Consider the following 18,605-nt stretch of genomic DNA (forward strand, 5'->3'; position numbering starts at 1 on the left):
GTCATGGGTTGGCCCCGGTGCGCGCGTCCGAGGTTTCGAGGATGGTCACGACGACGACCACCCCAAGTGCTGCGAGGACGAGCGATGCGGGTGCGAGCGCGGTGGCTGCGATCAGGATCCCGAGGGTCGCGATCGCGATGTTCCTGGTCCGGCTCAGGGTGTGGCGGAGCGTGAGCCACCAGGCGCCGAGGACGAACACGGCGACGGGAATGGTGAGGGTCGCCGCGGCGGCCGCGGCGGACAGGCCGGTCTGGTTGGTGTCGTGGTCGATCGCGACTTCGATCCCGGCGGAGAAGCTGCCGGCCGCGGCGAAGATGACGTAGTGCCCGTACCCGAAGGTGAGCGCTCTGCGCAGCGAGGTGAGGTGCTCGTCGTGTTCCCTGGAGAAGTAGATCCACCACATACCGGCGGCCAGGACCAGCCCGCAGGCGGCAATGAGCAGCAGGGGGCCGATGTGCTCGGTGTGGTCGATCGCGTCGACGATGGCGTTCGTCGACGCGAGGATTGATTCGCCAAGGACGATCAGGGTGAGTAGTCCGTAGCGTTCGGCAATGTGCTCGGGGTGCCAGGGCGTCGGGCGGTGCCGCTCCGCGAGAATGGGCACAAGGAGTTCTGCCACGACCAGCAGCAGGAACGTGGTGACTCCGCCTTGCTCGGGCAGCCACAGCCGGGCAACCCAGAGGATCTGGACGACGGTGATCCCTGCCGCGTATCGCAGCGCCGTGCCACGGAGTTCTGGTGAGCTGGCGGCAGCACGGAGCCATTGGGAGACCAGCGCCAAGCGCATGATGACGTATCCGACGGTCACGACCAGGAAGTCGCCGTCGGCCATGGCGGGCCCTGTCCCGGCGGCGAGAACGAGGACGCCGGCCATCTGAAGCAGGGTGAGGAGCCGGTAGAGCCAGTCGTCGGTGTCGAAGGCGGTGGCGAACCAGGTGAAGTTCATCCACGCCCACCAGATCGCGAAGAACACCATCAGGTAGGCGCCGATACCGGCACCGATGTGCTGCTCGGACTCGGCGTGGTGCAACTGTGCCGAGGACGTCGCGATCGCCACGACGAACACGAGATCGAAGAACAGCTCCAACGGGCTCGCCGCACGATGTTCTTCCCGGGGATCTCGGGGGATCATCCGCCGCAATGACCGAGATGCCGGAGATGTCATCGTTTGCCCTCCCATTGGAACCCGTCGATGGGTGCTGTTCTACCCCAGGCGGATCATCATGGCGCGACGTAGGGAGCAGCCCGCCTCCGTGGGGTCGCCAGCGCTATCGCCGGGGTAGGGCGCGACCGACGTACGGACAAACGAGATGTCTGGCAGCAATTGATACCGGATGCTCCGATCCGGTGCGCGCTGCGCGAGCAGGATCAGCGGTGGCGCAGTGGCACGAGGTCGTCGGCGTGCACGACCTCACGGCGTTGCTCGGCGGGCAGCTCATGAGTAGAGCGGCCAATGAGGTCCGGTAGCTCGGTGACGTCGAAGGCGACCATCCCGCGGGCAACGACACGGTGCGCGGGATCCACCAGATCGACGACGTCACCTGCCTGGAAATCGCCGTCGACGCCGGTCACGCCGGCCGCGAGCAGGGACCGCCTGCGGCGGACCACAGCCGCCACCGCGCCGTCGTCCAGGTGCAGCCTGCCGTTCGAGCCTGCGGCGTAGCCGAGCCAGAACCGCCGAGCCGACAACCGGGTACCCGCGGGTTTGAACGCCGTGCCGACCTCGGCGGCGCCCAATGCGTGCCCGGCGTCGTCGGCGGCGGCGACGAGCACCGGGATGCCGCTCGACGCCGCCGTACGCGCGGCCGCGACCTTGGACATCATGCCGCCGGTGCCGAGGCCGGAGCTCGACATCCCGACCGTCAGACCGTCCAGGTCGGACTCGCCGGCGATCTCGGTGATCTTGCGGGTACCGCCCGCCCGCGGGTCGCCGTCGTACAAACCGTCCACATCAGACAGCAAGACGAGACCGTCGGCGCGGATCAGGTGAGCGACCAGTGCCGCGAGCCGGTCGTTGTCACCGAAGCGGATCTCTTCGGTGGCGACGGTGTCGTTCTCGTTGACGACCGGGACGGCGCCGAGCGCCAGTAGCCGGGAGAACGTGCGCTCGGCATTGCGGTAGTGCGCACGGCGGACCACATCGTCGGAGGTCAGCAGTACCTGGCCGACCGTGAGCGAGTAGCGGCCGAACGACTCGGCGTAGGCGTGCGCCAGTGCGAGCTGGCCGACGCTCGCCGCCGCCTGCTGGGTCGCCAGGTCACGTGGTCGCTTGCCGAGCGCCAGCGGAGCCAGCCCCGCCCCGATCGCGCCGGAGGAGACGAGCACGATCTGGGTTTTGCCGGCAACCCGCTTCGCGATCGCGTCGACAAGAGCGTCCAACCGGGACACATCGAGCCCGTCACCGGCTGTGGTCAACGCGGACGAGCCAACCTTGACGACCAGCCGCCCCGCGGCCGCTATCGCCCGACGAGCCTCACTCACCACTGTCCTCTTCGGACTCGGGATCGCCTTCGCGGCGGATCCGGCGTGCTTCCTTGCGTTCTGCTGCTGACACCCGCCCGCGGTTCTCCAGACGGGGATCGCTGCCACGGCCTGCCAGCTGTGTGACGACGCCGGGCGTCGACGGCTCCCACTCGAAGCTGTAGTTGCCGATGGCCACCTGACTACCGGGCTCGGCACCCATGCGGGCCAGCCGGTCCTCGACGCCGAGCCGGTTGAGCCGGTCGGCGAGGTAGCCGATCGCCTCGTCGTTGCCGAAGTCGGTCTGGCGCACCCAGCGCTCGGGGCGCTGACCGCGCACGATGAACGCACCCGGCTCGTCCGGATCCGGCTCGACGGAGAACCCGGAGTCGTCCACGGCCCGCGGCTGGAGCACGATCTTCGTCGCCGTCGGAGCGGGGAGCGTCGCCCGGTACGACTCGACCACCTCCGCCAGCGCGAAGGTCAGCTCGCGCAAACCCTTGCGCGACACCGTCGAGACCTCGAACACGCGCAGCCCGCGGGCTTCCAGCTCGGGGCGGACCAACTCGGCCAGCTCGGCGGCCTCCGGCACATCGATCTTGTTCAGCACGACGACGCGGGGCCGACCGGCGAGGTCGGCACCGAGTGCCGGGGTGTAACGCGCCAACTCGGATTCGAGGGCATCCACGTCCGAGATGGGATCCCGGCCGGGTTCGTAGGTTGCACAGTCCACGACATGCACCAGAACGGCGCATCGCTCGATGTGGCGCAGGAAATCGAGGCCGAGCCCCTTGCCGTCGCTCGCGCCGGGAATCAGGCCGGGGACATCGGCCATGGTGAACACCGAATCGCCCGCCGTGACCACACCGAGGTTCGGTACGAGGGTGGTGAAGGGATAGTCGGCGATCTTCGGCTTGGCCGCCGACAGCACCGAGATCAGCGACGACTTGCCTGCAGAAGGGAAGCCGAGCAACCCGACGTCGGCGACGGAGCGCAGCTCCAGCACGAGGTCCCTGGCCTCGCCCGCCTCGCCGAGCAGCGCGAAACCGGGCGCCTTGCGGGCCCGCGACGCCAGGGCGGCGTTACCGAGACCGCCGCGGCCGCCGTTCGCGGCGGCGAACGTGGTGCCGGCGCCGACCAGGTCGGCGAGCACCTCACCGTCGGCGGTGAGCACCACCGTGCCGTCGGGCACCTTCAGTTCCAGGGTCTCGCCCGCGGCACCGTTGCGGTTGCTGCCCTGACCCGGCTTGCCGTTGCCGGCGCGCGCGTGGGGGCGGAAGTGGAAGTCCAGGAGGGTGTGCACGCTGGGATCGACGACGAGCAGCACGTCTCCCCCACTGCCGCCGTTGCCTCCGTCGGGGCCGCCGAGCGGCTTGAACTTCTCGCGGTGCACCGAGGCGCAACCGTTCCCGCCATTGCCGGCGGCCAGGTGAATCACCGCGCGATCGACGAAGCGGGATGTCATGAGTGTGCCTCTTCCTACCTGGAACTGTCCGTTACATGCACGAACGAGGGGCGGGACCGGAGATGTTCCGGACCCGCCCCTCGTTCGAGTGGTCTAGCGCGTGCTGTCCGGGCCGGTTCAGGCCTCGACCGGGACGATGTTGACCGTCTTGCGGCCACGCTTCGTGCCGAACTCCACCGCACCGGCGGCGAGAGCGAACAGCGTGTCGTCACCGCCACGGCCGACGTTCACGCCGGGGTGGAACTTGGTGCCGCGCTGGCGAACCAGGATCTCGCCCGACTTGACGACCTGACCGCCAAAACGCTTGACGCCGAGGTACTGCGGGTTGGAGTCACGGCCGTTGCGAGAGCTGGACGCGCCCTTCTTGTGTGCCATGGCTGGTCAGGTTCCTTACTTGTTGATGCCGGTGACCTCGATGCGGGTCAGCTTCTGCCGGTGACCCTGCCGCTTGTGGTAGCCGGTCTTGTTCTTGAACTTGTGGATGCGGATCTTGGGACCCTTGGTCTGCTCGACGACCTTGCCCGTGACCGAGACCTTCGCCAGCGCGTCGGCGTCCGTGGTGACCTCGCCGCCGTCGACGTAGAGCACGGCGGCGAAAGTGTGCTCGGTGCCCGGCTCGCCCTCGAGCTTCTCGACCTCGACGACATCGCCAACGGCGACCTTGTACTGCTTGCCGCCGGTCTTGACGACTGCATACGCCGACACGGAAGTCTCCTGCTTGCTCGACTGTGGGTGGGGGCTCACGCGACCGGTCCGTGTTCCACGGCCCAGCGTTCGCGCGACGCGGCCCACTCCAACAGCGGGCCGCCATACAGCTTACGTGGCACGCGGTGGCGCGTGGACACCGGGGTCACGATCAGCTGTTCTCCTGTGCGTGCACGGGCGGCCCGGCGGGCCGGGTCGCCGCCCGGCGCGGACGCCGGGTGGTCGTGCGCTTCGCCGGTGCGGGAACCGAGGGCCGCTCGGTGTCCCGCGCCGGCTCGGCAGGAGTCACGGGCGCCTGCGCAGCCTGCGCCACCTCGGCCGGTGCCGGGGCGACCTCCGACGCTGTCTGTGTTTGAGGTTCGGAAGGCGTCTGCCCGGTCCTGCTGTGTCCGTTGAGCGGCTGCGCCACCGGCTCAGCGGCCTGCCGCACCTCCTCGGCCTGCGGTGCCGTTTCGGCCCTACTGGGCTCCCCCTGCTCCTCGACGGCCTGCTCGGCCTCACCGGGCTTGGCCCCGGTCGCCTTGGAGGCGTTCGCCATGGCCTGGACGGCGGAGGCCACCGACTCCCGCTGCTCTGGCGTCGGGCCGGCGGCCGCGGGCTCCGCAGCGCGGACCTCCTGCTGCTCCTCGCCCTTGCCGCGGCCGCGGGAGCGCCTGCCGCCACCGTGCTGCTGCCCGTGGCCATTACCGTTGCCGTTGCCGTTGTTTCGCTGCGGCTCGGTGGAGACGATCACGCCACGGCCCTTGCAGTGCTCGCAGGTGGTGGAGAAGGCCTCCAACAGCCCCGTGCCGACCCGCTTGCGGGTCATCTGCACCAGCCCGAGCGAGGTCACCTCGGCGACCTGGTGGCGGGTGCGGTCGCGGCCAAGGCATTCGGTCAGCCTGCGCAGCACCAGCTCACGGTTCGACTCCAGCACCATGTCGATGAAGTCGATCACGATGATGCCGCCGATGTCGCGCAGCCGCAGCTGGCGGACGATCTCCTCGGCCGACTCGAGGTTGTTGCGGGTGACGGTCTCCTCCAGGTTGCCGCCCGCACCGGTGAACTTGCCGGTGTTGACGTCGATCACCGTCATCGCCTCGGTGCGGTCGATGACCAGGTAACCGCCGGAGGGCAGCCACACCTTGCGGTCGAGCGCCTTGGTGAGCTGCTCGTCGATCCGGTAGTCGGTGTAGACGTCCCCGGTGCCGACATAGCGCTTGAGCCGGTCCATCAGGTCCGGCGCCACGTGCTGCACATACGCGTGGATCGTCTCCCAGGCCGTGCCACCCTGGACCTCCAGCTTCGCGAAGTCCTCGGTGAACAGGTCACGCACGACCTTGACCAGCAGGTCCGGCTCCTCGTACAGCAGGACGGGCGCACTGGACTTCTTGCCGGTACCGGTCGAGGCGTCGGCCTTCTCCTTGATGACCTCCCACTGGGCCTTGAGCCTGCGGACGTCGCGGCCGAGCTCCTCTTCGCTGATGCCCTCCGACGCGGTCCGGATGATCACACCGGCGTCCTCGGGAACGATGCGCTTGAGGATGTCCTTGAGCCGCCGCCGCTCGTTCTCGGGAAGCTTGCGCGAGATGCCCGTCGCACCACCGGCGGGCACGTAGACCAGGAACCGGCCCGGCAGCGAGATCTGCGTGGTCAGCCGGGCACCCTTGTGGCCCACCGGGTCCTTGGTCACCTGCACGAGAACGTTGTCACCGGTGGACAGCGCCTGCTCGATCTTGCGCGCCTTGCCTTCGAGGCCCGCGGCGTCCCAGTCGACCTCGCCTGCGTAGAGCACCGCGTTGCGGCCACGGCCGATGTCGATGAACGCGGCCTCCATCGAGGGCAGCACGTTCTGCACGCGGCCGAGGTAGACGTTGCCGACGATCGAGCCGCTGCCGGATGTGGTGACGAAGTGCTCGACGAGGACGCCGTCCTCGAGGACGCCGATCTGCGTTGAGTCGCCGCGCTCGGCGACGACCATGGTGCGTGCGACGGACTCCCGGCGAGCCAGGAACTCGGCTTCGGACAGGATCGGCGCCCGTCGACGGCCTGCTTCCCTGCCGTCCCTGCGGCGCTGGCGCTTGGCCTCCAGCCGGGTGGATCCGCGCACGCTGCGCACGCCGTCGCGGGCCTCGGCCTTGCTCTCCGCGGTCTTGCCGTCGCGCACGTGCACGACGGTGTTCGGCGGATCGTCGGACGTCGCCACATCGGCGCTGTCGTCGTCGCCGCCCTTGCGGCGCCGCCTGCGCCTGCGCCGCTTGTTGCCGCTGTCCGTGTCGGCTTCGTCCTGCTCGGTGCCGTCCTCGGGCTTCGCGGCCTGCTCGTCGGTGTCCTCGGCCTTGTCCTCGGCGCCGTCGGCACGCTCGTCGCCGCTGTCCGTGGCGTCGTCGGAACCGGTCAGCTCCTCGGTGGTGGCGTCCTCGCCGCCCTTGCCGCGGCCCCGGCCGCGGCGCCCGCGACGGCGACGCCGGCGGCCGCCAGCATCCGACTCGCCCGCATCGGCATCGCCATCGGCATCCGGCTGCACCTGCTCGGTCGCCTCGGGCTCGGCCGCCGCCTGCTCGACCTTCTCGGTCCTGCGCGGCGAGGGCACGGTCGCGGCGGGCTCCGGGGGCAGGAACACCGGCGACGGCGCGGCGAACACCGGTGTGTGCACCGGCCGTGCGGGTGCCGGCTCCGGCTCGGCGGCCTGCACCGGTGCGGCCGGCTCGGGCTGTTGCACGGGCGGCGCCACCTGTTCGGGCGCGGTGCTATTCGTCACATCCGCGGATTCGGCGGGTGTGACGGTGCCTTCATCGGCGTCCTCGGCGACCTGCTCGTCGCCGGCATCCAGCGCTCCGACCGCCTCGGCGACCTTCAGCGCCACGTCCTTCGGGACGCTCGACTGCGCGCTACGGGCGGTCTCGCCCAGCTCGGCCAGCTTCGCCAGCACCTCACGGCTGCTGGAACCCAGCAGCTTCGCCAGCGCGTGCACCCTGACGCGGTTCGGCAGGGCTGCCAGCGCGGCTGCGGTGGATGTGGCGGTAGTCCCGCCGGTGTTCTCGGCGGGTGTCTCCGCGTTCGTCATATATCTCCTCCGCCCCCGGGCGCGTCTCCCGGCCCGCTCCGGACGAGGTGGTCACCTCGTCACCGGAACCGGCTGGGAGGACGCGGCCGCACAGGGGCCGTTCCTGTTGTGTGCCGCCGTGGTGGGGTCACCGTCGGCGGGAATCCTTGCCTCTCGTGCCACTGAGCAGCCGGGTGTGCCGGCACGCCAGCAGTGGCAGGTCCCGCGGCGACGCCCTGACCGAGCTCATGCCACTCGGCGCCTCCCGAGTCGTCGAGCCGCCCGGCGCAGGATGCGCGCGGCGGCGACGACCTGGAACTCCGCCAGTACGTCACCGGGTGCCGAGCCTCACCCACCGCCCTTCCGCGGTGTCGACGGTTCAGCAACCAATGCCCAGTATCCCACACGGTGGCGGAGGCCCCGTCCGGTCGGGGCGCCAAGCACACGGCCGGGAACGAACTTTCGTCAGGTTGTCCGGTTCGCGGCGGATCGTTACCGTGCGTAGAGGGCCGCAACGATCGGCATCATCGACTCGACGGAGGTCCCCGTGCTGGGGCGTGGGAGTGCGCTGCTCGCGTGCGCCGCCCTCGTTCTGACCGCTCAGCTCGGCATCACCCCTGACGCCGCCGCCGATGACGCGGGTTGCCGGTCACCCGGCCAGGTCCTGCGGTACCTGGTGCTGTTCGACAAGGGCACGTCCAAGAAGGCCGCGACCAGCGAGATCGAAGCCGCGTGCGGTGCGGCGGTGGTCTACTACGCGGAGATCGGCGTTGCCGTCGCCACCTCTGCCAGCCAGCGTTTCGCCGAGGCGTTCGGCACCGACCGGGCCTACAGCGCACAGCGGCAGCGACTGACCACGCAGCAGGCCGGGGGCGGCGCGCGCCCGGCACTCGCCGTCGCCACCGCCGATGTGCCGGCCACCGACCGCACCGGCGAGCAATGGAACATGCGCGCGATCCGTGCCGACCTGGCGCGTGCCGTCGACCCGGGCAGCCCGGACGTCGTGGTCGCGGTGCTGGACTCCGGCATCGATGCCGCCCACCCCGACCTGGCCGAGGCGGTCGACCCTGCCCGGTCGGCGGGGTGCCTCAGCGGCGTACCCCGGCAGTCGCCTGCCGCGTGGGCACCCACCACCTCGCCCCACGGCACCCACGTGGCGGGCATCATCGCCGCTGCCGACGACGGCAAGGGCGTCACCGGGGTCGCACCCGGTGTGCGGCTTGCGTCGGTGAAGGTGGTCGACGACCAGGGCAACGTCGCCCCGGAGGCAGCCGTCTGCGGGTTCATGTGGGCGGCCAGGAACGGCATCGCCGTCACCAACAGCAGCTTCTCCATCGCACCCTCCGGTGTGTCGTGTACCTCGCACGAGGGCCAGGCAGTGGTGCGGGAGGCGATCGCACGGGCCGTCGCGTACGCCGACCGGGCCGGGACGCTGACCGTCGCCGCGGCCACCAACGGCGGACTCGAACTGACACCGTCGCCGGGCGGCGCCACGAAACGCGGTGGGGCGTGCGAAGCACTGCCCGCGGGGTTACGGGACACAGTCGCGGTGTCCGCCGTGGACCGGGGCCTGGTGAAAACCGGCTACAGCTCCTACGGCCTCGGCGTGATCGACCTCACGGCGCCGGGCGGCACCGACGGCGACTGCGTGTTGTCGACCGTGCCGGGGGGCTACGGGCAGATCTGCGGCACGTCGATGGCCGCACCGCACGTGGCCGGTGTCGCCGCACTGCTCGCCTCCGCCGAACCGGGTGCCTCGCCGGACGAGTTGCGCGAGTCGCTCGGCGAACAGGCCGAGGCGATCGCCTGCCCCGCCGACTACGACCTCACCGGCAACGGCTCGCAGGACGCGTACTGCAGCGGCTACCGCGACTACAACGGTTTCTACGGCCGTGGGCTGGTCGACGCTCTCAACGCGGTGGCGGCGGCCCCGTCACCGGAGGAGCAAGCCGGCGAGGCGCCGAGCGGTGGCGTAGACGCCGACGCCCGCGAGCGCGAGCAGGTACGCCACGTTCCCAAGCATGCTCCAGTCCAGTACCCCCACCGAGAGCCCGCGCATCAGGTCGACCCCCTGGTAGAGCGGAGTCCACTGCACGACGTGCTGGAGGGCCTCGGGATACACCGACAGCGGGAAGAAGGTCGCTGAGAACAGGAACATCGGCACCACGGCGAGCTGGATGAAGTCGAACTGCGACGGTGAACGCAGGAACGTCGCGCACGCCATACCGATCGATGCGAAGGCGAACGACACCAGCAGCGCGGCGGGAACCAGCAGCACCGCCCAGGGCGAGGTGACCAGCCCCAGCACTCCCATCACACCGAAGAAGGTCAGCGCGTACCCACCGCCGCGCAGCACCGCCCAGCCGATCTCCCCGAGCGCGACGTCGAGTGGCCCGACCGGGGTCGCGAGCATCGCGTCATAGGTCTTCTGGTAGCGGAACTTGAAGAACACCCCGAAGGTCGAGTCGAACACGGCGCCGTTCATGGCCGATGCCGCCAGCAGTGCCGGCGCGACGAAGGCCACGTAGCTCAGGGTCTGCCCGCCCGGCCCGGTCACCTCGCTGACAAGCGTGCCGAAGCCGATCTGGAACGCCAGCAGGTAGAACAACGGCTCGAACACGCCGGAGAGCAGCACCAGCCAGGCTCGCGAGTAGGCCAGCGCCGACCGTTCGATCAGCGTGCCGGCCCGGCCCGCGTACAGCCCAGGCGGCAGTATGCGCAGCAGCAGCCCGCGTCGGGCCGGACTCTCGATCGCCACCATCGTCACACCACCAGCCGCCGGTAGAAGTAGTGCCGCGCGGCGAGGCAGCCGCCTGCGAACAACGCCGCGAGGAAGGCGAGATGACCGACCGCGGGCAGCGGCTCCAGCCCGCCCAGGGTCACGCCGCGCGCGAGCTCGTTGCCATGCCACAGCGGGGAGATCCACGCCAGCCAGCGCACGGCGAGCGGGATCTGCTCGATCGGGAAGAACGTCCCCGCGAACAACACCATCGGCATCACGACGAACCGGAAGATCGAGGTGAACCGCGTGCCCTCGTCGTAGGTCGTCGCCGCGACGGCCATGATCGGGGCCGCGCACGCGATGCCGGTGACGATGCCGACGAGCACCACGAGGATCGCGCCCCCGTTCAGCCAGGCACCGAACAGCAGCGCGATGAGCGCATAGGCCACCGCGGCGAGCGCAATGCGCAGGCCCACCCAGATCAGCTGCCCACCGAGCAGCTGGCCAGGCGTGATCGGCGTGGCGGTGACCGCGAGATAGTCCTTCTGCCACTTGAAGCCCGACAGCACCGGGAAGCTCGACTCGCTCACCGCGTTCTGCACCGCGCCCGCCACGAGCAGCGCCGGTGCCACATAGTGCACATAGGACAGTCCTCCGGTGGCGGCACCCGGTTGGACCTGCGACCCGAAGCCGAATCCCAGTGCCAACAGGAAAAGCAACGGCTGCAGCCCCGAGGAGTACAGGTTGGACGTCCAGTAGCGGCGATACCACATCCAGTGGCCCTCGACCCGCAGCCAGGCCGCGCGCCACGAGCCGACGACCCGCCCTGTGGAGACGACAGCCATGGCTAGTCCACCAGCGTCCGGCCGGTCAACCGCAGGAACACGTCCTCCAGCGTGCTGCGGCGCACGAGGCTCGACATCGGACGCAGTCCCCTGGCGTGTGCCTGTTCGAGCGTGGCGTCGCCCGCCGCGGTGTAGATCAGGATGCGGTCGGGCAAGACCTCCATCCGGTCGCCGAGATCGCTCACCGAGCCGACCACGGCCTCCTGAGCGCCGGGCTCGAACCGCAGTTCGAGAACCTCGCGCGTCGAGTACCGCGCGATCAGCTCGGCGGGTGACCCCTCAGCGACCACACGCCCGCCGTCGATGACGACGAGCCTGTCGCAGAGCTGCTCGGCCTCATCCATGTAGTGGGTAGTGATGATCAGCGTGACGCCCGCCGACTTGAGCCGGAAGAGCCGGTCCCACAACAGATGCCGCGCCTGCGGGTCGAGCCCCGTGGTCGGCTCGTCCAGCAACAGCAGTTCCGGGTCGTTGACGAGCGAACGCGCAATCGTCAACCGGCGCTTCATACCACCGGACAGCGACTCGACCTCGTGGTCAGCGCGCTCGGTGAGCTGCGCGAACTCCATCAGCTCAGCGGCCTTCTGCCGCAGGTGCGCCCGCGAGAGACCGAAGTAGCGGCCGTACACCTGCAGGTTCTGCCGCACCGTGAGCTCGGTGTCGAGGTTGTCCTGCTGCGGCACCACGCCCAGGCGGGCCCTGATCCGCGGGCCGTCGCGCTCCGGGTCCATGCCGAGCACGGACAGTTCCCCCTCCGAACGCGGTGACACGCAGCCGACCATCCGCATCGTCGAGGACTTGCCAGCGCCGTTGGGCCCGAGGAAACCGAAAGCCTCGCCGCGCCGCACGTGCAGGTCGATCCCCCGGACGGCTTCGAAGGAGCCAAAGCGCTTCACGAGCGCCTTGGCCTCCACCATCGTCGTGTCGGCATCCACTCTCTGCACATTGCCACGGCCCACCGACAAAACGCGAGCGGGTTAACGCACGACGCAGCGCAACGTCCGGTTCACCCCGTTCACCGTCACCGTCAGCTCCGCCACCCCCGGCCGCAACGCGGTGAGTGTGCCGGTGGCCGGATCGAACGAGGCAATGGCCCCGCGGTCAGGCCGGCTTCCCGGTGCGGCGACGTGTGTCCGCGCGCCGCCGCGCCAGTCCGCGCTCACCGGGTAGGCCACCGGCACCTCCCTGCTGCCCTGCAGCACCGTGGCCGACACCGTGCCCCGCTCGCCGCGAGCGAGCCGCTCCGGGCCGGTCAGCCTCAGCTCGTCGACGTGCGCACGGGTCTCGATGCGGACCTGCTCCTGGCGGTCAGCGGGGTCGATGCGCACGAGGCTCCACCCGGTGAACCCGCCATCGTCGGGTGCGGCTGCCGGTGCCTTGCCGGCGTTTCCGTTCACCAGGTAGGGCACCCCGTCGGTACGGGACACGTCGAACACCCCGGCGTGCGAGGTGATCGCGGCCGCCGGCTTGCCCGATCGCTCCTCGAACTCGGTCAGCCACGTGGCGACCAGGTCCGCTTCCTTGCGGTCGGCGAGCTGGGAGTTACCGGTCGGGCTGGGATCGGCCACGGGATGGTGCATGGCGACGACCACGCCGCGTACGGAGCGGTGGGTCCGCGCGGTGTCGAGCGCGGTGCGCAGCATGCGTACCTGGTCGAACCCGCCCGCACGCAGGCTTCCCCGCGAGGTGTCCAGCAGCACCAGCCGGATGCCCCGCACGTCCACGACCTGCTGCGGCACACCGAACTCGGCCTGGAACTCGGCGAGCCCCGTGCCACCGTCGGCCTCGTGGTTGCCAGGGACGTAGTACCAGGGCACCTTGCCGGCCAGTTCCTCCGTGATGATCGTGCGTGCGAGAGCGAAGTCGGGCGCGGTGCCGCGGTCGGTGAGGTCACCGTTGATCAGCACGAGGTCCGGCCGCGCGGCCACTGCTTCCCGCATGGTCCGCCGGGCCTGCGCGACGAGCGGCCCCGTCGGGTCGTCGGCGGTGAACTGCGCGTCGCTGAGCACGGCGATGCGCAGCCCGCCCTTGCCGACGCGGCCGTCCGTTACCAGCGCCGGATCGCGGGGGCCGGGCTCGGCGGGTGGCTCCGCCGTGGTGGCCACCATCGCGGTGAGGTCGTCGAAGACGAGCCTGCCCTCGTACTGTTGCGCCGGCACGTTCTCCACGGCGTAGAACCGGGTGAGCCGCTGGCCCTGCGGCAGCCCGCCCGGCAGGGTCGCCTCGACGTAACGCCACCCGGTCCAGTCGACGCTGGCCGCGAGATCCACGACGGATGCGACGTTCGCGGCGTCCCGCAGCTCGGCCCGTAGCCAGGCGCCCTTGCCGTCGCCGTTCACCCACAGCCCGATCTTCTGCGTCCCGGCGGGCAGTGCGAGTGGCTGTTGCGCGGTGACGTACGCGGCGCGCGTCGCGTTCGTGCCGGTGAGCCGGTAGTCCAGCGCGAGGCCCTGGCCACCGTCGCGCCCCTCGGCGGCCGAGAGCGCGGCGCCGACCACACTCGGGTACACGGTGGCGCGCCAGCCCGCGGGGCCGTCGAGCGGCGCGAGCACGCGTGGCTCGGCGCCGACAGCCGCGGTGAGGTACGTGGTGAGCCCGGCGGCGGTGGCGGTGATCACCGAGGCTCCCGATGCGCGGACAGCGGTGACGGTGAAACGGTCGCCGTCCGGTTCGATCCGGATGACGGAGGGGTCGTAGTCCAGCTTGACGTCGTCGGGTTCGAGCCAGGTGCCGTAGCCGTCGGCGTCGTAGCCGTAGACCTGGAAGCTGCCGGTGGCTCCGGCGTCGGACAGTGCGACCTGTTCGGTGCTGGTGCCGAGCCGTTCCGGGGTACCGAGCACCGTGAGGGTGGTGCTGCCGGTCGTGCCGCGCTGGGTCGCGAACACCTCCACCTCGGCACGCCGGGCGGCATCGCGCTCGTCGGCGTGCGCGGTGAACTCACCGCCGTTGACGCTGCCCCGTGCCGGGTCGGCGGTGTACCACCGGGGCCGGGCCTCGACGGCGGCCCCGGTCTCGTCGTGTGCTCCGGCGACGAGATCGCGGGTCAGTCCGGACAGCACGCGGTCGGCATCACTCGACTCCTCCGCCGGCCGGGGGGCGAAACCGGTGAGCCGCCCGCTGCCGGGCGCCGTTGTGAAGCCGAGGCCGTTGGGCACCAGCCGTTCCCCGCCGTCGGAAGGCGAGTTGTGCACGCGGAGCTGCTCGCCCTGTTCCCGCGCGAGCAGTGTCGAGGAGCCGCCGCCGTCGAGGTTGAGCGCATCGTCCGCGCCGAGGGACTTCAGATGGCGGGCGAGCTCGAGTTCGGTCATGCCACGGCTGTCGGCCTGCCTGCCGTCGATCGTGACGAGCCACATCCGCGCCCCGTCCGCGGAGAAGCCGACCGCGGTGCGCGGGTGTGCGGTGACGGCGTCCACCAGCTGGATCACCCCGTCGCGGAGGAGGACCTTGTTGCCACCGACGGCGACGGAGATATCCCCGGCATCACTGCGCGGCGCGTAGTCCACGGCGACGGCATCGCCGGGTTGGAGGCCGGCCAGCGCGTCCGCCCCGCGGTCGCGGGCGAGCACGACCGTGCTGCCGCCCGGGATCGGCCCGTCCGCGGGCCGGTCCCTGATGTCGGTCACCACGCCGTCGCGGATCTCCAGCTCGCGGACACGGCTCGTGCCGGCGACCGCGGTGACGCGCGAGGCGTTGCCCCACAGCGGGGTGTAGATGCCGATGCCGTCGGCGCGCACGGTGGCGCCGTTGAGGTTGGCGGCGGTGACCGTCTGGCCGCCGGGCAGGGTGAGCGAGGCGGTCAGGAACACCTCGGCCAGCCGCGCGGTCCCGTCCTCGGTGATGCTCGCGGTGAGGTTGTGCCCGCTGGCGGGTGCGGTCTGGAGTTCACCGCCCGCGATGCCGACGCCGATCGGGGCACCGGTGGCGTTGATGTCGAAGAAGTCGCCGTTGACGGCGGCGACCGCGCCGACGCGTTCGGCCTGCTGGGACAGCGGCGTGCGTGCCGCCACCGTGCCGGGGCTGAGGTAGGTGGGCCGCACGTCGGCAGTGAGATCCACGGTGAGCGTGTCCCCGCGGAGCCAGCCGCGGGGGTCGAAGCGGTCGAACTCGGTGAGTGTCAACCCAGGCGACACGGTGGAGGTGACGCTGTCCGTGACGATGCCGTCGTCGGTGTCCGCCGTGACGGCTGCCTCGATGGGCGGCGGCCCGAGCGGCGCGTCGAGTGGATCGGCGGCCGCGGGAACGGACGGCATAACGGCGGCCGCCGCGACGAGCGCGACCGCCAGGCGTGCAGGTTTCACCGGCTACCCCAGATCTCGGCGTAGATGTCTGAACCATCCCATCGTGCCGAAGCCGACAGGGGAAGTCCGGTACGTGAACGGAACGCGAATGCCCGCGGTCACCCCGACGCGAGTCCCCCACTCAGGCACGCGAGTCCCCCGTCCAGGTGCGCGAGTTGCCCACTCACGCACGCGAGTCCCCCGTCCAGGTGCGCGAGTTGCCCACTCACGCACGCGAGTCCCCCGTCCAGGTGCGCGAGTTGCCCACTCAGGCACTCGAGCTGCCCGCTTGGGCGGGCGGGTCGCCCGCTCGTCTCGGGCGCGCGGCCATGAAGCCGGAACGGATAAGGGGAAGAGTGACCTGCGCGCCACAGTCGACAACCCGCCGCCCGCTGCGCGCAACTCGCGCGCTGGAGCGCGAGACTCGCGAGCTGGAACGGGGGACTCGCCCACCCGAGCGCGGGACTCGCCGACCGGAGCGGGCAACTTGCATGCCCAAGTGGGCAACTCGCGGCCTGGAGCGGGGGACTCGCGAGCTGGAGCGGGCAACTCGCGCGCGGGAGCGCGAGACTCGCGAGCTGGAACGGGGGACTCGCGAGCTGGAACGGGGGACTCGCGAGCTGGAACGGGGGACTCGCGAGCTGGAACGGGGGACTCGCCGACCGGAGCGGGCAACTCGCCTACCGGAGCGGGGGACTCGCGGGGTGGGGCGGGGGACTCGCGGGCTTGGTGTCAGTTGGTCGTGAGGCGGGCTCGGATACCGCGGAAGTGCTCGTCGACGGCGGCGCGCAGCGCGGTCTCGTCCCTGGCGCGCAAGGCTTCCAGGATCGCGCGGTGCCACTGCGCGGTTACCGCCGGCGTGTCGTCGACGCGCGGCAACTGGGGATCGAGAGCGTTGAACACCTTCCAGAACACCTGGAGCAGATCGAGCACGAGCTCGTTGCCCAGCGGGCGGTACAGCGCCTCGTGGAACCGCCAGTCCTGCGCGGGGGCGTACCGGCCCTGCGCGGCCTCCCGCTCCATCTCGGCGGCCGCATCCTCGAGGGTGGCGAAGTCGAGCCGGTCGTAGGCGGCGAGCACGCGCCCGACGAGACCGGTTTCGAGGACCTCCCGCACCTCGAGCAGGTTGCGGATGTCGGCGTAGTCGCCGCGCACCGACAGCGCCCCGCGGAAGGCCAGCCCGGCCTCCAGTGCGGCCAACGGCACCGAGCCGACATAGGTGCCGTACCCGTGCCGGATGTCGACGATGCCCACCGCCTCCAGCGCCTTCATGGCCTCGCGCAGCGGATGCCTGCTGACGTCGAGCTCCTTCATGAGCTCGAACTCGGTCGGCAGCGGCGCACCGGGCGCCAGCCCACGGTCCACGATCAAGCGCTTGATCGACTCCTGCAGAGCGCGCTGGTTGGCGCGGGCACCCGACTGCCGCCCACTCGCCGAAGTTCCCACGGTCGCCGAGTCTAGATGTTCACGCACTGGTCACCGACTGGGTGGAGAACCGGGCGAAATCGCCTCCTTGCATCGCGCTCCTCCCACAGCTACGGTACCGCGAGACATAGGACATCCTATGTCATCCCGACAACGGAGGTCCAGGCCATGGCAACGACGCCGCCAGCTAGCCCCGGATCGTTCCGTCAGCTCAGCGGAGCCCAGCGCAAGGCCTTCTTCGCCGCCTGGCTCGGCTACCTGCTCGACGGTTTCGACTTCATCCTGATCACACTCGTGCTCACCGAGATCGCCGCGGACTTCGACCTGGACCTGACGAAGGCGGCCACGCTCGTCTCGGCCGCGTTCGTGTCCCGCTGGCTCGGTGGGCTGGTGCTCGGCGCCATCGCCGACCGGTACGGTCGCAAACCGGCCATGATCCTGGCCATTCTGGCGTTCTCGGTCGGCAGCGGGCTGTGTGGTTTCGCCTGGGACTACTGGTCGCTATTCGTGTTCCGCGCCATCGTGGGTATCGGCATGGCAGGCGAGTACGGCTCGAGCGCGACCTACGTGATGGAGTCCTGGCCGAAGTCGATGCGTAACAGGGCCACCGGTTTCCTGCTGTCGGCCTACCCCATCGGCACGGTGCTCGCCGCACTCGCCTACGAGGTCATCGTGCCGGCGGGTGGCTGGCGGTGGCTGTTCTATGCCGGCATCATCCCGATCGCGCTGACGCTGTACCTGCGCCGCTCGCTGCCCGAGGCCGCCGAGTGGCAGGCCGAGGTCGCCGGCCGTGAGGACGTCACGACCTCCTCGGTGCTGTTCGCAGCACGGCGGCGGCTGCCCAACGCCGCACTCGCCGTGGTCCTCTCGACCGCGCTGGTGTTCATCTTCAGCAGGACCGCGGGCAGTGCCATGCCGTACCTGATCGTGCTGACCGTGCTCTGCGTGGTGGCGTTCGCGGTGCAGCTCGCCGGGCGCCTGTGGCCGGTGATGCTCGCGATCATGCTCACGGTGTTCTGCGCGTTCCTGTACTCCTGGCCGATCCAGTCGCTGCTGCCGACCTACCTGAAGACCGATCTCGGGTACGACGCCGGACAGGTATCCAACGCGCTCACCTGGGCGGGCCTCGGCTACGCAGCGGGATCCTGCCTGGCAGGGGTGCTCGGCGACAAGCTCGGCACGCGGCGCGCCTACGTACTCGGGTTGTTCGTGTCGCTGGCGTTCGTCTTCCCGGTGTTCGCGCTGCCCGCGGGCAACGTGGTGCTGCTGTGGGTGCTGCTGTTCGCGATGCAGGCCACCAGCCAGGGCATCTCGGGGCTGCTGCCCAAGTACATCGGCGACCACTTCCCGACCCGGCTGCGCGCCGCCGGTCTCGGCTTCTCCTACAACGTCGGTGCTCTCGGCGGCGCGGTCGCCCCGCTCGCCGGGGCGGCGATCGCGGAGGACATCGGCAGCCTCGGCACCGCGCTCACCGTCCTCGCCGGCTCCCTCACGGTCGCCGTCGCACTGATCATCGGCTTCGACGTGCCCGCCCGGATCGGCCGCGCGCTCAAGGTGACCTCCGACGCCCCCGCCCTGCTGCCCCGAGAAAGACATCTCACGTAGTTAAAAGTCAAGCTGCGAGTGCGGGAGGAGGTGGAAACGCCAGGTGTTCGTTGTAGTGCTGGCCGGTGTGGAGGCA

General features: G+C 70.5%; 12 protein-coding genes and 1 pseudogene. 2 read left to right on the plus strand and 11 right to left on the minus strand.

Translation table 11 applies throughout. The features are described 5' to 3' along the window. Nucleotide 1 precedes the first annotated feature (1 nt). The 6 genes from ABZ863_RS26365 to ABZ863_RS26390 all read right to left on the minus strand — a co-directional run bounded on the left by ABZ863_RS26365 (nucleotide 2) and on the right by ABZ863_RS26390 (nucleotide 7,676). Nucleotides 2-1,165: a low temperature requirement protein A gene (locus ABZ863_RS26365; RefSeq protein WP_358540696.1), complete on the minus strand. Its 1,164-nt coding sequence runs from the start codon at nucleotides 1,163-1,165 to the stop codon at nucleotides 2-4. A 203-nt stretch (nucleotides 1,166-1,368) separates the two neighbouring features. Then, the gene (proB, locus tag ABZ863_RS26370) at nucleotides 1,369-2,481 is read right to left on the minus strand and encodes a glutamate 5-kinase (protein ID WP_358540698.1); all 1,113 of its coding nucleotides are present in this window, start codon (nucleotides 2,479-2,481) and stop codon (nucleotides 1,369-1,371) included. Then, on the minus strand, nucleotides 2,474-3,925 hold the full coding sequence (obgE, locus tag ABZ863_RS26375) for a GTPase ObgE (RefSeq protein WP_358540701.1): 1,452 nt from the start codon (nucleotides 3,923-3,925) through the stop codon (nucleotides 2,474-2,476). Before obgE ends, proB begins: the two co-directional genes overlap by 8 nt. A gap of 117 nt (nucleotides 3,926-4,042) precedes the next feature. Next, complete coding sequence (rpmA, locus tag ABZ863_RS26380; RefSeq protein ID WP_358540704.1) at nucleotides 4,043-4,300, minus strand: 50S ribosomal protein L27; 258 nt, start codon at nucleotides 4,298-4,300, stop codon at nucleotides 4,043-4,045. Between the two features lie 15 nt (nucleotides 4,301-4,315). After that, nucleotides 4,316-4,630: a 50S ribosomal protein L21 gene (rplU, locus tag ABZ863_RS26385; RefSeq protein WP_358540707.1), complete on the minus strand. Its 315-nt coding sequence runs from the start codon at nucleotides 4,628-4,630 to the stop codon at nucleotides 4,316-4,318. Nucleotides 4,631-4,781: 151 nt separating this feature from the next. Beyond that, on the minus strand, nucleotides 4,782-7,676 hold the full coding sequence (locus ABZ863_RS26390; protein WP_358540710.1) for an Rne/Rng family ribonuclease: 2,895 nt from the start codon (nucleotides 7,674-7,676) through the stop codon (nucleotides 4,782-4,784). A 925-nt stretch (nucleotides 7,677-8,601) separates the two neighbouring features. Between ABZ863_RS26390 and ABZ863_RS26395 the strand changes: the two are divergent. Further along, a pseudogene (locus ABZ863_RS26395) lies at nucleotides 8,602-9,390 on the plus strand (S8 family serine peptidase); the annotation flags it as partial. A gap of 198 nt (nucleotides 9,391-9,588) precedes the next feature. Here ABZ863_RS26395 and ABZ863_RS26400 read toward each other — a convergent pair. From ABZ863_RS26400 to ABZ863_RS26420, 5 genes are all read right to left on the minus strand, one after another. Next, nucleotides 9,589-10,416 (minus strand): ABC transporter permease, encoded by an 828-nt coding sequence (locus tag ABZ863_RS26400; RefSeq protein ID WP_358540713.1) that lies wholly within the window; start codon nucleotides 10,414-10,416, stop codon nucleotides 9,589-9,591. Between the two features lie 2 nt (nucleotides 10,417-10,418). Further along, nucleotides 10,419-11,222: an ABC transporter permease gene (locus tag ABZ863_RS26405; RefSeq protein ID WP_358540716.1), complete on the minus strand. Its 804-nt coding sequence runs from the start codon at nucleotides 11,220-11,222 to the stop codon at nucleotides 10,419-10,421. A 2-nt stretch (nucleotides 11,223-11,224) separates the two neighbouring features. Continuing rightward, the gene (locus ABZ863_RS26410; protein WP_358540735.1) at nucleotides 11,225-12,139 is read right to left on the minus strand and encodes an ABC transporter ATP-binding protein; all 915 of its coding nucleotides are present in this window, start codon (nucleotides 12,137-12,139) and stop codon (nucleotides 11,225-11,227) included. A gap of 60 nt (nucleotides 12,140-12,199) precedes the next feature. Continuing rightward, the gene (locus ABZ863_RS26415; protein ID WP_358540737.1) at nucleotides 12,200-15,472 is read right to left on the minus strand and encodes a phosphodiester glycosidase family protein; all 3,273 of its coding nucleotides are present in this window, start codon (nucleotides 15,470-15,472) and stop codon (nucleotides 12,200-12,202) included. Nucleotides 15,473-16,231: 759 nt separating this feature from the next. Continuing rightward, the gene (locus ABZ863_RS26420) at nucleotides 16,232-16,945 is read right to left on the minus strand and encodes an FCD domain-containing protein (RefSeq protein ID WP_358540719.1); all 714 of its coding nucleotides are present in this window, start codon (nucleotides 16,943-16,945) and stop codon (nucleotides 16,232-16,234) included. A gap of 147 nt (nucleotides 16,946-17,092) precedes the next feature. On the opposite strand from ABZ863_RS26420, the gene ABZ863_RS26425 reads away from it, so the two are divergent. After that, entirely contained in the window at nucleotides 17,093-18,529 is a 1,437-nt protein-coding gene (locus ABZ863_RS26425) for an MFS transporter (RefSeq protein WP_358540722.1), read from the plus strand. Nucleotides 18,530-18,605: the final 76 nt, after the last annotated feature.

This window comes from Saccharomonospora sp. NPDC046836, from assembly GCF_040645195.1.
GTDB lineage: Bacteria > Actinomycetota > Actinomycetes > Mycobacteriales > Pseudonocardiaceae > Prauserella_A.

What these genes read in the sequence shown, in the direction of transcription:
- ABZ863_RS26390 (WP_358540710.1), bottom strand. Translation starts at nt 7,676, where the DNA reads ATGACGAACGCGGAGACACCCGCCGAGAACACCGGCGGGACTACCGCC.
- ABZ863_RS26415 (WP_358540737.1), bottom strand. Translation starts at nt 15,472, where the DNA reads ATGCCGTCCGTTCCCGCGGCCGCCGATCCACTCGACGCGCCGCTCGGG.
- rpmA (WP_358540704.1), bottom strand. Translation starts at nt 4,300, where the DNA reads ATGGCACACAAGAAGGGCGCGTCCAGCTCTCGCAACGGCCGTGACTCC.
- ABZ863_RS26410 (WP_358540735.1), bottom strand. Translation starts at nt 12,139, where the DNA reads ATGGTGGAGGCCAAGGCGCTCGTGAAGCGCTTTGGCTCCTTCGAAGCC.
- obgE (WP_358540701.1), bottom strand. Translation starts at nt 3,925, where the DNA reads ATGACATCCCGCTTCGTCGATCGCGCGGTGATTCACCTGGCCGCCGGC.
- ABZ863_RS26400 (WP_358540713.1), bottom strand. Translation starts at nt 10,416, where the DNA reads ATGGTGGCGATCGAGAGTCCGGCCCGACGCGGGCTGCTGCTGCGCATA.
- ABZ863_RS26405 (WP_358540716.1), bottom strand. Translation starts at nt 11,222, where the DNA reads ATGGCTGTCGTCTCCACAGGGCGGGTCGTCGGCTCGTGGCGCGCGGCC.
- ABZ863_RS26425 (WP_358540722.1), top strand. Translation starts at nt 17,093, where the DNA reads ATGGCAACGACGCCGCCAGCTAGCCCCGGATCGTTCCGTCAGCTCAGC.
- ABZ863_RS26365 (WP_358540696.1), bottom strand. Translation starts at nt 1,165, where the DNA reads ATGACATCTCCGGCATCTCGGTCATTGCGGCGGATGATCCCCCGAGAT.